This window comes from Streptomyces sp. NPDC023527 (assembly GCF_055560115.1).
Map to the genome: position 1 here is coordinate 249,207 of NZ_JBVHJJ010000010.1, position 14,469 is coordinate 263,675.

General features: G+C 71.7%; 11 protein-coding genes. 3 read left to right on the top strand and 8 right to left on the bottom strand.

Translation table 11 applies throughout. The features are described 5' to 3' along the window. Positions 1 to 55: 55 nt before the first annotated feature. Positions 56 to 2,116 carry an APC family permease gene (locus ACZ303_RS21340; protein ID WP_467341407.1) on the bottom strand — a complete coding sequence of 687 codons (2,061 nt, stop codon included), beginning with the start codon at positions 2,114 to 2,116 and terminating at the stop codon, positions 56 to 58. A 117-nt stretch (positions 2,117 to 2,233) separates the two neighbouring features. After that, complete coding sequence (locus ACZ303_RS21345; RefSeq protein WP_467341234.1) at positions 2,234 to 2,692, bottom strand: SRPBCC family protein; 459 nt, start codon at positions 2,690 to 2,692, stop codon at positions 2,234 to 2,236. A 193-nt stretch (positions 2,693 to 2,885) separates the two neighbouring features. Between ACZ303_RS21345 and ACZ303_RS21350 the strand changes: the two genes are divergently transcribed. Beyond that, on the top strand, positions 2,886 to 3,080 hold the full coding sequence (locus tag ACZ303_RS21350) for a hypothetical protein (protein WP_467341236.1): 195 nt from the start codon (positions 2,886 to 2,888) through the stop codon (positions 3,078 to 3,080). Positions 3,081 to 3,158: 78 nt separating this feature from the next. Here the strand turns inward: ACZ303_RS21350 and ACZ303_RS21355 are convergent, their stop codons facing one another. The 3 genes from ACZ303_RS21355 to ACZ303_RS21365 all read right to left on the bottom strand — a co-directional run bounded on the left by ACZ303_RS21355 (position 3,159) and on the right by ACZ303_RS21365 (position 7,437). Continuing rightward, the gene (locus ACZ303_RS21355) at positions 3,159 to 4,568 is read right to left on the bottom strand and encodes a family 2B encapsulin nanocompartment shell protein (RefSeq protein WP_467341238.1); all 1,410 of its coding nucleotides are present in this window, start codon (positions 4,566 to 4,568) and stop codon (positions 3,159 to 3,161) included. Positions 4,569 to 4,636: 68 nt separating this feature from the next. Further along, on the bottom strand, positions 4,637 to 6,058 hold the full coding sequence (locus ACZ303_RS21360; RefSeq protein ID WP_467341240.1) for a family 2B encapsulin nanocompartment shell protein: 1,422 nt from the start codon (positions 6,056 to 6,058) through the stop codon (positions 4,637 to 4,639). A gap of 146 nt (positions 6,059 to 6,204) precedes the next feature. Then, a complete protein-coding gene (locus tag ACZ303_RS21365) occupies positions 6,205 to 7,437 on the bottom strand; it encodes a phosphodiester glycosidase family protein (protein WP_467341242.1) in 1,233 nt (410 codons plus the stop codon). Positions 7,438 to 7,650: 213 nt separating this feature from the next. Here ACZ303_RS21365 and ACZ303_RS21370 point away from each other — a divergent pair, with 213 nt between their 5' ends. Next, positions 7,651 to 8,544 carry a phosphatidylinositol-specific phospholipase C/glycerophosphodiester phosphodiesterase family protein gene (locus tag ACZ303_RS21370; RefSeq protein ID WP_467341244.1) on the top strand — a complete coding sequence of 298 codons (894 nt, stop codon included), beginning with the start codon at positions 7,651 to 7,653 and terminating at the stop codon, positions 8,542 to 8,544. 394 nt (positions 8,545 to 8,938) lie between these two features. Further along, positions 8,939 to 9,238 (top strand): hypothetical protein, encoded by a 300-nt coding sequence (locus ACZ303_RS21375; protein ID WP_467341246.1) that lies wholly within the window; start codon positions 8,939 to 8,941, stop codon positions 9,236 to 9,238. A gap of 7 nt (positions 9,239 to 9,245) precedes the next feature. Here ACZ303_RS21375 and ACZ303_RS21380 read toward each other — a convergent pair whose 3' ends face one another. From ACZ303_RS21380 to ACZ303_RS21390, 3 genes are all read right to left on the bottom strand, one after another. Next, positions 9,246 to 10,115, bottom strand: a complete 870-nt coding sequence (locus ACZ303_RS21380; RefSeq protein WP_467341248.1) for a YceI family protein — start codon at positions 10,113 to 10,115, stop codon at positions 9,246 to 9,248. A gap of 145 nt (positions 10,116 to 10,260) precedes the next feature. Then, a complete protein-coding gene (locus ACZ303_RS21385) occupies positions 10,261 to 11,541 on the bottom strand; it encodes an SWF or SNF family helicase (protein ID WP_467341250.1) in 1,281 nt (426 codons plus the stop codon). After that, entirely contained in the window at positions 11,538 to 14,435 is a 2,898-nt protein-coding gene (locus ACZ303_RS21390) for a DEAD/DEAH box helicase (RefSeq protein ID WP_467341252.1), read from the bottom strand. Before ACZ303_RS21390 ends, ACZ303_RS21385 begins: the two co-directional genes overlap by 4 nt. Positions 14,436 to 14,469 lie beyond the last annotated feature (34 nt).

Here is a 14,469-nt window from a genome sequence, read left to right on the forward strand (position 1 = left end):
CCGCCAGCCTAGGCACGCCGCGCCCGGCGTGCCCGCCGAGCGGAGCGGCGGGGTTTCAGCTCCTCCCCGGCGGCCGGCCGGGCGGCGCGCCGTGGCCCGGGGCGTGCGAGGCGGCGCGCGGGACCATCGCGGGTTCGCCGCGGCGGACGGCCCCGGGGGCCCGGCCCACCGGCCGTCGCGGCCTGCGCTTGGACGAATCGAGCTGCCAGGGCACGCTGGTGACCATCACCCCGGGAGCGAACAGCAGCCGCCCCTTCAACCACAGCGCGGACTGGTTGTGCAGCAGGTTCTCCCACCAGTGCCCCACCACGTACTCCGGGATGAAGACGCTGACGACGTCCCGCGGACTGTCACGGTTGACGGAGCGTACATACGACAGCACCGGCCTGGTCACCTCGCGGTAGGGGGACTCCAGCGTCTTCAGGGGAACCTCGATGCCGTACGCGTCCCACTTCTCCCGCAGCGCCTGGGACTCCTCGGGGTCGACCGCGACGGTCAGCGCCTCCAGGCTGTCGGGATGGCCGGCGCGGGCGTAGGCGAGCGCGCGCAGCGTCGGCTTGTGGATCTTGGATACGAGCACGATGGCGTGCACCCTGGCGGGCAGGACACTCGCTTCCGCCGGATCGGTGACGGCGAGCTCGGCGGAGGTGTGGTCGTAGTGCCGCCGGATGCCTCGCATCATCAGCCACAGCAGCACCCCGGCGATCACCGCGAGATAGGCGCCCTGGGTGAACTTCGTGAGCAGCACGATGACCAGCACCAGCCCGGTGACCACGGCCCCCACCGCGTTGATCACCCGCGCGGTGTGGACGCGCCGGCGCTCCTGCGGGCCGGGCTCCTCCCGCAGCACCCGGTTCCAGTGCCGGACCATGCTGGTCTGGGAGAGGGTGAAGGAGGTGAAGACGCCGAGGATGTAGAGGTGGATGAGGCTGGTGACCGAGGCGTTGTACACCCACAGCAGCACGCCGGCGACCGTGGCGAGGGCGAGGATGCCGTTGGAGAAGGCGAGCCGGTCACCGCGGGTGTGGAGCTGGTGGGGCAGGTAGCGGTGCTGGGCCAGGATGGAGGCCAGCAGAGGGAAGCCGTTGAACGCGGTGTTCGCCGCCAGGATCAGCACCAGCGCGGTGGCCGCCTGGATGTAGAAGAAGCCGAAGCTGCCGGGGCCGCCGAAGACCGCGGCGGCGAGCTGGGCGATGACGGTGCGCTGCGGTGTGGTGTCGCAGTCGCCGCCGAAGCCGGTCAGCCGACAGGTATCGTCGGCGATCCGCACATCGGCGATCAGCGCCAGCGCCGTGATTCCCGAGAACATCACCACCGCGATCAGGCCCATCGCGGCCATGGTCGTGGCGGCGTTGCGCGACTTGGGCCGGCGGAAGGCCGGCACACCGTTGGAGATGGCCTCGACACCGGTCAGCGCGGTACATCCGCTGGAGAACGCCCGCAGGACGAGCAGTAGCAGGGCCGCCCCCGCCAGATGCGCGTCGCCCGGGTCGGGCGTGATCCCGTAGTGGGCGGACTCCGCCACCGGCGCGTCCCCGACGATCCAGCGGAACAGGCCGGTCGCGCACAGCACGACGACACCGGTGATGAAGAGGTACGTGGGCGCCGCGAAGGCCCGGCCGGACTCGCGCAGGCCGCGCAGGTTCACCGCCGCCAGCAGAGCGACGAAGACCACCGCCAGGATGGTCCGGTGCGGGTTCAGGGACGGCACGGCGGAGATGATGTTGTCCACACCGGAGGCGACCGACACCGCCACCGTCATCACATAGTCCACCAGCAGCGACGCGGCCACCACCAGCCCCGCCGAGGCCCCGAGGTTGGTCGACACCACCTCGTACGACCCTCCGCCGGAGGGGTAGGCGTGCACGACCTGCCGGTAGGACAGCACCACGACGGCCATCAGCGCCACCACGGCCAGCGCCACCCAGGTGGCCAGATGCAGATACGTCAGCCCGCCCAGCGTCAGGACCAGCAGGATCTCCTGCGTGGCATAGGCGACCGACGACAGAGGGTCGGAGGCGAAGATCGGCAGGGCCAGCCGCTTCGGCAGCAGCGTCTCCTGCAGTCCTTCGCTGGGCAGCGCCCGGCCGACCAGCAGCCGCTTGACGGCGTCCATGAGTCTCGACACACAGGTGACTCTAAAGCGGCATTCCGGCTGTATCGCCCAGGCAGGGCCGCCGGGCGGCGGCTACGCACCGCTCTGCCCCCGCGAGTGCTTCCGCCGGTGTCCGGCTCAGGACAGCGGTACGAGCCAGGGCTCCTCGGGGAGCGGGCTGCCGGTCTCCAGGAACGACTTGAGGTTGGACAGCACCGCCGCCCACCCCGCGGCCGCCGCGTGCCGCTCGGCCTCGTCGGTCAGGTCCTCATGGGTGACGGTGAGCCGGACGATCCGGCCGTGCGGCCGGATGTCGAAGGTGACACGGGAGACGTCCTCCGCCCCTTCCTCCCCCGGCGTGGCCCAGGTGTTCACCAAACGCGTGGGCGGCACGCTCTCCAGGACCGTACCGGCGACATCGGCGGTGTGCTTGCTGTCCGTGCGCTGGTGCTCCCACCGCGAGCCGACCTGCCAGTCCGAGACATTGCTGTGCCCCCAGTACTCGGCCGTCATATCGGCGTCGGTCAGCGCCTCCCAGACCTTCTCCGGGGTGCTTCCGATATAGGTGACGTACGCACACGCCGGCTTCTCACTCATGGCATCCTCCGTCGTCTCGGCGCGCTGAGTACTCGACGACCATGCGCCCCGCCACGACTCACGACCACCTGATGGCAGGCCAAAAGAGTCCGACTCGGTGAAGGCGTACCCGAATGGAGCACGCCTGCTTTCGCGAATCGCGACGCACGGTGGGTCAGACTGACGCTCAACCACTCCGTCGAGGAGGTTCGCCGTGGCTATTTCAATCTCCGTGGTCCTGCTGCTCCTGATTCTGGTGGTGGTGTTCCTGCGCAGTGGCGCACTCCGGGTCTTTCCCGCCCTGGTGTGTGTCCTGCTCGGCTTCCTCCTCGCCAGCACGAGCGTGGCGCCCAACATCTCCGACGGCATCAGCGCGACCACGCGCCTTGTCAGCGGTGTGCGGCCCTGACGCCGTAACCCACGTCGGCCTGCCGGCCAGGCCCCGGGCACCCGGGCCGCACTTCTTCCCGTTATGAAGGCCGCCCCCTCATGAGCGGCCGATCTCGACGTCCTCCAGGATGCCGAGTGCGTCCGGGACCAGGATGGCCGCGGAATAGTAGGCGCTCACCAGATAGGACGAGACCGCCTGCTCATTGATGCCCATGAAGCGCACATTGAGGCTCGGCTGGTACTCGTCCGGAATGCCGGTCTGGTGCAGGCCCACCACACCTTGGTTCTCCTCGCCGGTCCGCATCGCGAGAATCGCGCTCGTCCCGGCCTCGCTCACCGGGATCTTGTTGCAGGGCAGCAGCGGAACTCCACGCCATGAGCGCACCGCGGAGCCCAGGACGTCGATGGACTGCGGATAGAGACCGCGGCTGGTGCATTCCCTGCCGAACGCCGCGATGGTGCGCGGATGCGCGAGCAGATACTGGGTCTTGCGGCGCCGCGACAGCAGCTCGTCGAGGTCGTCGGGGGTGGGCGGGCCGGTGCGGGTGTGGATGCGCTGCCCGAGGTCGGCGTTGTGCAGCAGACCGAACTCACGGTTGTTGACGATCTCGTGTTCCTGGCGCTCGCGCAGCGCCTCGACCGTCAGCCGCAGCTGCTGCTCCAGCTGACTCATCGGCTCGTTGTAGAGATCGGCGACACGGGTGTGCACGCGCAGCACGGTCTGGGCCACGCTGAGTTCGTACTCGCGGGGGGAGAGCTCGTAGTCGGCGAAGGTGCCCGGGATGACCGGCTCGCCGGTGTGACCCGAGGTGACCGCGATGTCGGCCTCGCCGCGCCTGTTCTGCGGACGCTGGGGCCGGGAGGCGAAGCCCGCGACGTGCGTGCGCAGCGCCTCCGAGCGGTCGGCGAGCTCCTGGAAGGTCTGCCGGGGCAGAGCCAGCACCGTGCAGCGCGTCACGGCCCGTACGGTGAACGGCCAGGTGGCGTCCCGCTCCAGCGGGACCCGCTCGCCGAAGTAGTCGCCGTCGGCCAGCACGCCGAGCACGGTCTCGTCGCCGTACTTGCCGGGGCCCGTCTTGTTGAGCTTGCCGTGGGCGATCAGGAAGACGTGGTCGGCGGGTGCGCCCACCTCGACCAGGGTGTCACCCGCCGCGTACTCGCGCTGGACGAACCCGTCCGCCAGCGCCTCCAGCGCGGCGTTGTCCTCGAACCCCCGCAGCAGCGGCAGTTCACCGAGCTCCGGCGGGATCACCCGCACCTCGGTGCCGGTCGAGATGAACTCGACCCGGCCGTCGCCGACCGTGTAGGTCAACCGCCTGTTCACCCGGTACGTGCCCGCGGACACCTGCACCCATGGCAGCACCCTCAGCAGCCAACGGGAGGAGATCCCCTGCATCTGCGGGACGGACTTCGTCGTGGTGGCGAGCTGCCGTGCCGCCGCTGTGCCCAGGCTCAGTTGGGGCTCGTCCGTCTGCGTGCTGGATCCGGACTCCACTGACGTGGTCATTACTGGTCATCACCCATCTGTTGCGTCTTCTGGCGCGGAACGTGCCGTGCGTCGGCGGGAATCGCCGGTCAGTGTCCGACTTCGACGTTCTCGAGAATCCCGAGGGCGTCGGGGACGAGGACGGCCGCGGAGTAGTAGGCGCTCACCAGGTAGGAGATGATGGCCTGTTCACTGATGCCCATGAAGCGGACGGAGAGGCTCGGCCGGTACTCGTCGGGAATTCCCGTCCGGTGGAGCCCGACGACCCCTTGGGATTCCTCTCCGGTGCGCATCAGGAGAATGGAACTGGTGCCATGCTCGGTGACCGGGATCTTGCCGCACGGGAAGATCGGGACGCCGCGCCAGGCGGGCACCATGTGACCGCTCACCGGCACGGGCTCCGGATACACCCCCCTGCTGTTGAACTCGCGGCCGATCGCCGCGATGGTGCGCGGATGCGCCAGCAGGAAGCCGGGGTCCTTCCACACGGTGGCCAGCAGCTCGTCGAGGTCGTCGGGGGTGGGCGGGCCGGTGCGGGTGTGGATGCGCTGCTTGAGGTCGGCGTTGTGCAGCAGACCGAATTCGCGGTTGTTGACGAGCTCGTACTCCTGGCGCTCGCGCAGCGCCTCGATGGTCAGCCGCAGCTGCTGCTCGACCTGGTTCATCGGCTCGTTGTAGAGATCCGCGACGCGGCTGTGCACCCGCAGCACGGTCTGCGCGACACTCAGTCCGTACTCGCGGGGCGCGAGCTCGTAGTCGGCGTAGACGCCGGGCAGGGACGGCTCGCCGCTGTGGCCGGAGGCGACATCGATGGCCGCCTCCCCGTGCTCGTTCTGCGGGCGCCCGGCGGCGGCGCGGAAGCCCGCGACATGGGAGCGCAACCCCTCCGAGCGGTCCAGCAGTTCGTCGAAGTCCTGGCGGGGCAGCGTGAGCACCGTACAGGCGGTGACGGCCTTCACGGTGAAGTCCCACTCGCCGGGCTGGGGCGCCGCCAGGGCGCGGTCGCCGAAATACCCGCCGTCCGCCAGGACGGCGAGCACGGCCGGATCGCCGTACTCGCCCTCGCGCTCCTTGCGGACCTTGCCGTGGGCGATGAGGACGACCTGATCGGCCGGCTGGCCGGCCTCCACCAGCACATCACCGGGCCGGAACTCGCGCTGGGTGAAGCGTCCCGCGAGCTCTTCGAGGACCGCGGGGTCCGAGAAGCCGCGCAGCAGCGGCAGCTCGCCCAGCTCCGCGGGGATGACCCGCACGTCCGCCCCGGTGGACACGAACTCCACGCGGCCGTCACCGAGCGTGTGGGTCAGACGTCGGTTCACCCGGTACGTCCCACCGGGGACGTGGACCCAGGACAGCATGCGCAGCAGCCACCGCGAGGTGATGCCCTGCATCTGCGGGACGGTCTTCGTCGTGGTCGCCAGATTTCGCGCGGCCGCGGTGCCCAGGCTCAATGAGCCCGGCCCGTTATTACTATTGTCGGCGTCGGTGCCGGTCTCCACGGACGTCGTCATATGTGAATTCCACCCATCCATTGCGTAGCCATTGCGGAGCAGTCCCCCTGCGGACCCCGACGGTTGCTTTCCGCTTGCGCAACTTCGAAGCTATCAGGGGTAATTGGCAGACGCATTCACTCAAATGGGTGGATTGGGAGATGAGGTTAAGGTCGGATAAAAATCCCGATACCGTTCGCGACCGCGCGTTCGGTTCCCCCCGACGGATGATTGCGCACCGTGACCTGCTCGCCTTCGGCGCGGGTGACCAGCGTGCTCGACCCGCCGCCGTCGAGGTTCAGCGCGTCGTCGGCGCCGAGTTCCTGCATGAGATCGGCCAGTTCGGCGACCGTGAGGCCGGTGCGGTAGGCCTTCCCGCCGTCCAGGGCCAGGAGGTAGAAGAGCCGCCCCCCGTCGCCCGAGCCCGCCGAGGTCCGTACGGCCGAGGTCGCGCCGTCCAGCCCCGCCGACGGCCGGCCGCCGCGCAGCACCGGAAAGCCGCCGATGGCGAAGCGCAGCGCCCCCGGCTCGGTGGGTCTCAGTCGCTCCTCGACGCGGACCGTGTCACCCACGCGCAGCTTGCGCAGCTCACGCGCCCCCGCCTCACGCCCCACCAGCACCACCGCGTCGGACGCGATCGCGCCGCGCCCCGGCGTCCGCGACACGGCCGTCACCCGCTGCCGCCGGACGGTCAGTTCGTAGGTGTCGTGGGTGCACGGCGCGCCCCGGTTGGCGTCCGTGCCGCACGTCGCGCGCAGCCGCGAGGCGGTGCCCCACGCCGGGGTGTACGCCCCGATGCCGCCGACCGGCAGGGCGTACTGGTTCAGCCCGCGCAGCGGCAGCTTCCTGCCCTTGGCCGTGACCGTGCCCGCCAGGGTGAGCCGGTCGAGCCGGGCCGTACGGTCCGTGCCGACGCCGATGACGTCCCGGGTCGTGGCGCCGGAGGGCATCGCCGGCCCGAAACGCTGGCCGGGGGGCACCGCCGCGCCGAGCCGTCGGCCGTTCGCGATGGACGGCCCCACCGGGGCACCCGTGGCCTCCACGCCCGGGTGCTGGGTCTCCGTGATGTTGAAGAAGTCGCCGTTGACGCCGCCCACCGCGCCGCGCTGGGTGACCATCCGCGACACGGTCGACCGGGCGGCCACCGCACCTGGGTACAACAGGTCCAGGGACACGTCGGGGGAGCTCAGGTCGGCGGTGAGCAGATGCCCGTACGCGGGTCCGTGCGAAGCCGCCAACGAGAATTCCTGATAGGTCACCCCGGGCGCCAACGAGGCGGGGGTGCCGAGCCGCAGTGCCGACGGCGGTCCCGTACCCGCCCACGCGGTACCCCCGCCGACCAGCGAGGTCCATGCCACCAGAACCGTGAGCACCGCACGCAAGCGGCTCCTGCGTCTCATCACAGTCTCCCCAGAGGTCCCGTCAACTCTTGCATGGCACAAGAGAGTTCACCATGCCCCGAAAGAACGACAGGAGGCGTACCGAGGTCGACGTAGGCAACTCTTGGCACATCCCTGCCCACCAGCCCGCCGAGCCCGGATACTCACTGACACCAGCCCGTCGCCGCGGCCCGTGCCGCCGTCCCCTGCCACCCCGAACCCGGGAGAGACGCCATGACCCCTCGTACGCGCCGCGCAGCCGTCGTCGCCTTCGGAGCCGCATGCGCCGGGGCGCTCACGGCCCCCGCCTTCGCCGCCCCGGCGGACGTGCGGAACCGACGGCGGGCCGCGGCCGGCGCGCCCGATTCCGTGGGCAAGCCGCCGTTGCGCCGGGCCCACGCACACAACGACTACGAGCACCCGCATCCGCTCGCCGACGCGCTCTCCCACGGTTTCGCGAGCGTCGAGGCCGACATCTGGCTGGTGGGTGGCCAACTCCTCGTCGGCCACGACGCGTCCGATCTCGACCCCTCCCGCACCCTCGAATCCCTCTACCTCGACCCGCTGCTGAGCCGGGTGAGAGCCGGTCGCGGCCGGGTCTACCAGGGCCACGACCTCTCCTTGCAACTGCTCGTCGACATCAAGTCCGCGGGCGATCCCACCTATCGCGAGCTCTCGCGTCACCTGCGGCGCTATCGCTCGATGCTCAGCCACTGCGCCGACGGCCGGGTCCACCGCGGCGCCGTCACCGCGGTCATCTCCGGTGACAGGGGCGCGCGGGTCCCGATGGAGGCGGAGCGGGTGCGGCGCGCGTTCTACGACGGCCGTCTCGGTGACCTCGGCACCGCCACCCCGGCGTCGTTCGCCCCGCTCGTCAGCGACAACTGGAATCTGAACTTCACCTGGCAGGGGGTGGGGCCGATGCCCGCGCGGGAGCGCGCCGCGCTGGTGAGGATCGTGTCCACGGCGCACGCCGAGCACCGGCGGGTGCGGTTCTGGGGCACACCCGACCGGCCGGGCCCGGCTCGTGAGGCGCTCTGGAGGGAGCTCCTGGCCGCGGGGGTGGACCACCTCAACACCGACGACCTGGCGGGCCTCGAGGCGTTCCTCCGCGCGGCCGGGGACTGAACCTCCCGCGCACGTTAGGGCAGACACCGGCAAACCATATGAGTATGGGATCGGAGGGATGGGGGTGCCACGCGGAGATCCGCGGCGATTTAGCCCGCCCCGGTGACCTCGGTGGTTCGGCGGTTCCATGACCCCGTGGGTCGGTGGAATGTCATGGTCCGAGGGGGAAGATGTAGCGATACCGTCATCGCGCGGTGGCGGAGGTGCGCAGGCGGGGACGCTGGTTCGTATGGCCACCCCACCTGGACCGCCCTACGGCCCGCCCGCGGGCCCACCGCCTCCGCCGCCCCCTCCGCCTCCGGGCGGTTTCGGCCCCGGTGGCCCGTCCTGGGATCCGGGATCGCCGCCGCGGGGAGACGGTGGCGGCGGCCGGCGGATCGCGATCCTGATCACCGTGCTCGTGGCGGTCGCGGCGCTGGCGCTCGGGGCGGTGCTGATCATCGGTGCCGGGGACGAAGGCAAGCCGGACGGCCCCGGCCGGAGAGACGCCTCCGGTGAGCCGTCGCCGTCCTTCAGCCTGCCCAGCGGGCTGCCGTCGAACCTTCCGACGAGTCTGCCCAGCGGGCTCCCCACGAGCCTGCCCTCGGGGTGGCCCACCAGCTTTCCCAGCGGCTTCCCGACCGGCTTGTTCCCGGCTCCCGCCGAGAACAAGCCGGTCCTGTCCGTCGAGCGGGCAGAGGCTCCGGGTCACTGAGGCCCGGTCATTGGGCCGGCACGGCCTGGATGTCCAGCTCGATCCTGATCGTCGCACCGATCATGGCGATCCCGCGCTGGAGCATGGAACGCCAGTTCAGGGTGAAGTCCTCGCGGTGCAGCTCGGTGGAGGCCGAGCAGGCGGTGCGGGTCTCGCCCATGACGCCGGTGCCGACGCCCAGATAGCGGGTGTCCAGGGAGATGTTCCGGCTGACGCCGTGCAGTTCGAGCACACCCTGAACGGTCCATCGCGAGCCGCCGCGGTGCGTGAAGCGCTCGCTGGTGAACTGCATGTAGGGGAACCTGGCGACGTTCAGGAACTCCGCCGAGCGCAGGTGCTCGTCGCGCTGTGCGACGCCGGTGTCGATGCTGGCCGTGTCGATGACCACGTCGAGGCGGGACTCCTCCATGCGGTCGCCGATCCACAAGGTGCCCTCGAACCGGTTGAACCGGCCGTGGACCTCGGCGAGCCCGATGTGCCGGGCGATGAAACGCACGGCCGTGTGGTCCGGGTCGATCCGCCAGGGGCCCGGCGTGGGCAGGGCGGGAGCCGGGGCCGGTTCCATGGCCATCGGGTCCAGGGCGGTGCGCACCCCGTCCGCCGACTCGAAGGAGCGGCGCAGGGGCGTGAAGCCCTCGGCCGTCACGGCGACGCTGTACTCGCCGGGCGCCACGGTCGCCGCGAAGCGGCCGTGGGGGTCGGTCTGACCATGGACAACTTCCTGGCCGTTGGTGTCCCGTACGGACACCTCCGCTCTGTGCAGAGGCAACCGCACGGGATCGAGCACCACGCAGTCGAGGGCCCCCGCGCCGTACGGGATCGGTGCGGTCTCCCGGTGGGCAGAACGCTTGTGACGGCGCAGCAGGGCGAAAGTCATCCCAAAGGGCCTTTCCGTGATCAGAAGGTGATGCCGTAAGAGATCATCACATTCTGGCGCTGATAGGCAAAACGACTCCCACGGCCTATGAAAGCGGCGTATTTGGGCGCCAGGACCTTCGATTCGCGGCGGCCCATGGGAGGGCTCACTCCCGTTGCCGCGGCTCCTCCGCGAGGAGGCCGGCGAGCACCGCCGCCGGATCGTGGTCACAGGGGCCGGCCGGCAGCCAATGGCTTCCCTGCTTGCGGTAGGGCCACCAGCGGCCGTCCCGGCCGTAACGCAGCTGCGCACCGGTCCCGACCGCCGTCCACCGGTTGCGGGTCGCCCGCAGCCCCGGTGCCCGGTCCTCCTCCCAGGCGGCGGCCAACCGGGCCCGGGCACGCGCCAGGGCCGCCGGCTCCGGAACCCACTCCTCCTCCAGCACGGCAAGCGCCACGGGGCCGCCGTACCCCCAGGCCCGCACGGCCCGGTCGAGCTCGCCGCGTTCACGGCCCGAGCCGGCCGCGAGCCGGGCGGCGACACGGCCCGGCGGGAGGGCGGCGGCGAGGCGCACCGCGTCCTGCGCCACGGTCAGCTCCGCGGGCGGCGGAGCCTCCTCGTGCCCCGGCGCCAGGGCTTCGGCGAGCAACTGCCGGGCGTGGGCGGCGGCGGCCGCCGCGAGGAACTCCAGCGCTTCGACATCGAGTCCGGGTGGGGGCGCGGCGTCACCGACGAGCGCCGGTGGGCGGCCCGTCACATCGACCACCGGTGGCGGATCGGGCAGCACGCGCGCGTGCGCGCGCGTCGCGAACACCTCCCCGGCCGGCACCCCTGACGGCACGTCGGCACCGGACTCGGGCGCGCGTGAGGTGCTGCGCGCCTGCAATTCGTCCAACAGCTCACGCTTTCCGCGCCCGCGCATCAGCAGCAGCACGAAAGGATCCTCGTCGAGCAGCCTGGCCATCTGGTGGCACAGCGCCGCCGTGTGCGGGCAGTGGTCCCATGCCTCGCAGCCGCACTCGGGCTCCAGATCGCCGATGCCGGGCAGCAACTCCACGCCGGCCGCGAGCGCGTCCTCGGCCAGGTTCGGGGGTATGTCGTGGTCGAGCAGCGCGGCGAAGTGCCCGGCACGGTCCGCCACCAGATCCAGCAGCCGGTCCCAGTGCGCTTCGGAGAGCTCCTGGACCACCACGTCGGAGCGGTACGGGGTGCCGTCGCGGTCGCGTACGAGCGCCGTGATCCGGCCCGGCCGTACGGTCACGGCCCCCACCGCGCCCGCGCGCGCGTACCTGCGCCCCGCCTTCACCTGCCTGCCGTCCAGCGCGGTGTCCTCCAGCGCTTTGAGCCACGCACGCCCCCACCAGCTGTGGGCGAAGGCTTGTCCGCGCTCGGGCGGCAGTGCCTCGAAAGTGCGCTCGGCCCGATCGGCCGCCTCGTGTCCCGTCATCGTGCGGTCCCCCTCAGTGCGACGAGCTCTGCCAGCTCGGCGTCGGTCAGTTCGGTCACGGCGGCCTCCGCCGAACCCAGGACGGCGTCCGCCAGGGCCTGCTTCCGGGTGAGCATTTCCGCGATGCGGTCCTCGATCGTCCCCTCGGTGATCAGTCGGTGCACCTGGACGGGCTGGGTCTGCCCGATGCGGTAGGCGCGGTCGGTCGCCTGTGCCTCGACGGCGGGGTTCCACCAGCGGTCGAAGTGCACGACATGGCCGGCGCGGGTGAGGTTCAGGCCCGTACCGGCCGCCTTCAACGACAAGAGGAAGACGGGGACCTCACCGTCCTGGAAGCGCCGGACCATCTCCTCGCGGCGCTGCACGGGCGTGCCGCCGTGCAGGAACTGCGTCGGCACACCGCGCCCCGCCAGGTGCTGTTCCAGCAGGCGGGCCATCTGCACGTACTGCGTGAAGACCAGCACGCTCGCGCCCTCGGCGAGGATCGTGTCCAGCAGTTCGTCGAGCAGCTCCAGCTTGCCCGAACGGCCCGCGATCCGCGGGGTGCCGGGTTCCTTGAGGAACTGCGCCGGATGGTTGCAGATCTGCTTCAGGCCGGTGAGCAGCTTCATGATCAGACCGCGCCGCTCGATGCCGTCCGCTCCCTCCACCTCGGCGAGGAGCTCCCGCACCATGGCCTCGTAGAGAGCCGCCTGTTCCGCTGTCAGGGCGACCGCGCGGTCCGTCTCGGTCTTCGGCGGCAGCTCGGGGGCGATGCCGGGATCGGACTTGCGGCGCCGCAGCAGGAACGGGCGCACGAGGGACGCCAGCTGGGCCGCGGCGGCCGGGTCGGCGCCGCCCTCGACGGCTTGTGCGTACCGTCTGCGGAATTCGCTCAGCGGGCCGAGGAGGCCGGGTGTCGTCCAGTCGAGGATCGCCCACAGCTCGGAGAGGTTGTTCTCCACCGGCGTGCCGGTGAGCGCCACCCGTGCCTTCGCGCCGATGGCCCGCAGTTGTTTCGCGGTCTCGGAGTACGGGTTCTTGACGTGCTGGGCCTCGTCGGCGACGACCATGCCCCAGTCGGTGGCGGCCAGCCGTCGCGCGTCCAGTCGCATCGTGCCGTAGGTGGTGAGGACGAACTCCCCTTCCGCCAGGTCCGCCAGGCTCCGCGCGGAGCCGTGGAAGCGGCGCACCGGCGTGCCCGGGGCGAACTTCTCGATCTCGCGCTGCCAGTTGCCCATCAGGGAGGTCGGGCAGACGACCAGGGTGGGGCCGGCCGCGTCGGGCAGTGCCCCGCGGTGCAGGTGGAGGGCGATGAGCGTGATGGTCTTGCCCAGGCCCATGTCGTCCGCGAGACAGCCGCCCAGGCCGAGCGAGGTCATCCGGTGCAGCCATTCCAGGCCGCGCAGCTGGTAGTCGCGCAGGGTCGCCGCGAGGGCGGTCGGCTGGGTGAGCGGCTCCTGGACGGTGTCGGGGTCGGCGACGCGGTCGCGCAGCGCCGCCAGCCAGCCCGTGGCCTCCACCTCGACGCTCTCCTCGCCGCCTTCGGGATCCGTCGTGTGCGTACGGCCCGTCAGGGCGGCGCCGAGCGCCTCGACGGGCGTGACCCGGCGCTCCTGCCGGTCGCGGGCGCGGCGCACGGATTCCGGGTCGACGAGCACCCATTGGTCGCGCAGACGCACGGCCGGGCGGCTCGCCTCCGCGAGCCGGTCCAACTCCTCCTTCGTCAATTCCTGGTCCCCGATGGCGAAGCGCCACCCGAACGTGAGCAGCGCGTCGGCCGACAGCGACGACGGCGCTACCGGACGGTCGCGGTGCCCCCGGTCGCCGTCCGGCGGGCCCACCACGGCGCGTGTGGTGAGCTTGCGCGCCAGGTCCTTCGGCCAGTGCACCTGGACCCCGGTGGCGTCCAGCGCCGCGGCGGCGGCGCCGAGCAGCTCACCCACCTCCTCGTCGGCGAGGTCGACGGCGTCGGGGGCCGCGGCCGAGAGCAGCGGGGTCAGGGCGGGCCACGCGTGGGCGGCGCGCCGCAGCGCGAGCAGGGCGTTCATCCTGGCGCCGCGGCCGAGCGCGGCGGCCGCGGACGACGTGCCGGACCACACCTCGGCGGCGTCGGCGACGAGCGCCGGATCGCTGAGACTGTGGAGCTGGAGCACGGCCCGGAAACGCGGAGAGCCCGCCGCACCGCCCTCCGCTTCCGAGAGACCCGACACCTCCACCCGGAGGGAGAGCCGTACGCCCGCGTCGTGTCCGGCGGCGACGCCGTCGGCCCAGGCGCGCTGTTCCGGCAGCCGCCGGGGCTCGCGGGCGGCGAAGGCCGGTCCACCGGCGGCGAGGGCCGCGGCGGGGGAGCGGGGCAGGCCGTCGGCGACGGCGTCCAGGAAGGCGCGCACGAGCCGTTCCGGATCGGGCAGCAGCAGAGGGCCGGTGCCCGGCAGCGGCACGGCGTGCGCGGCCGGTGGCATGGCGGCGGCCAGTTCACGTACCCGGCTCAGGTCGTCGGGGGTCAGCGGGCCGACCCGCCACGCGTCGTGATCGGTCGCCGACAGGCCGGGCAGCAGCCGGCCCCGTGCGGCCAGCTGGAGGGCCAGTACCGCCGCGGCGCCCCAGAAGGCCGCCGACTCGTCGGCGCGGGCGGCCCGCGCGCGGGTGAGGACGGGTACGGCTTCGCGTACGGGCAGGAGCGCGGCCCGTACCGCCGTGGTGGTGACGTCGGAGCCGTCGGTGACGGCGACGGTCAGGTCCTCGACGGCGCCCGGAGCGGCGGGCGGGTCGACATCCGGTCGGTCCGGTCGCCAGAAGGCCATCCGTCCGGTGCGTGCGGGGTCACCGGGCAGGAAGACCGCGGAACAACGGGCGAGCTGGGCGATCTCGGAGGGTGTTGCGGCAGAGGGCGGTGTCACAGCGCTGCGCATTCCTCAAATTTGACTAGTGGGGGTCGGAGCGCCC

What these genes read in the sequence shown, in the direction of transcription:
- ACZ303_RS21390 (WP_467341252.1), bottom strand. Translation starts at nt 14,435, where the DNA reads ATGCGCAGCGCTGTGACACCGCCCTCTGCCGCAACACCCTCCGAGATC.
- ACZ303_RS21345 (WP_467341234.1), bottom strand. Translation starts at nt 2,692, where the DNA reads ATGAGTGAGAAGCCGGCGTGTGCGTACGTCACCTATATCGGAAGCACC.
- ACZ303_RS21355 (WP_467341238.1), bottom strand. Translation starts at nt 4,568, where the DNA reads ATGACCACGTCAGTGGAGTCCGGATCCAGCACGCAGACGGACGAGCCC.
- ACZ303_RS21385 (WP_467341250.1), bottom strand. Translation starts at nt 11,541, where the DNA reads ATGACGGGACACGAGGCGGCCGATCGGGCCGAGCGCACTTTCGAGGCA.
- ACZ303_RS21365 (WP_467341242.1), bottom strand. Translation starts at nt 7,437, where the DNA reads ATGAGACGCAGGAGCCGCTTGCGTGCGGTGCTCACGGTTCTGGTGGCA.
- ACZ303_RS21340 (WP_467341407.1), bottom strand. Translation starts at nt 2,116, where the DNA reads ATGGACGCCGTCAAGCGGCTGCTGGTCGGCCGGGCGCTGCCCAGCGAA.
- ACZ303_RS21360 (WP_467341240.1), bottom strand. Translation starts at nt 6,058, where the DNA reads ATGACGACGTCCGTGGAGACCGGCACCGACGCCGACAATAGTAATAAC.
- ACZ303_RS21370 (WP_467341244.1), top strand. Translation starts at nt 7,651, where the DNA reads ATGACCCCTCGTACGCGCCGCGCAGCCGTCGTCGCCTTCGGAGCCGCA.
- ACZ303_RS21380 (WP_467341248.1), bottom strand. Translation starts at nt 10,115, where the DNA reads ATGACTTTCGCCCTGCTGCGCCGTCACAAGCGTTCTGCCCACCGGGAG.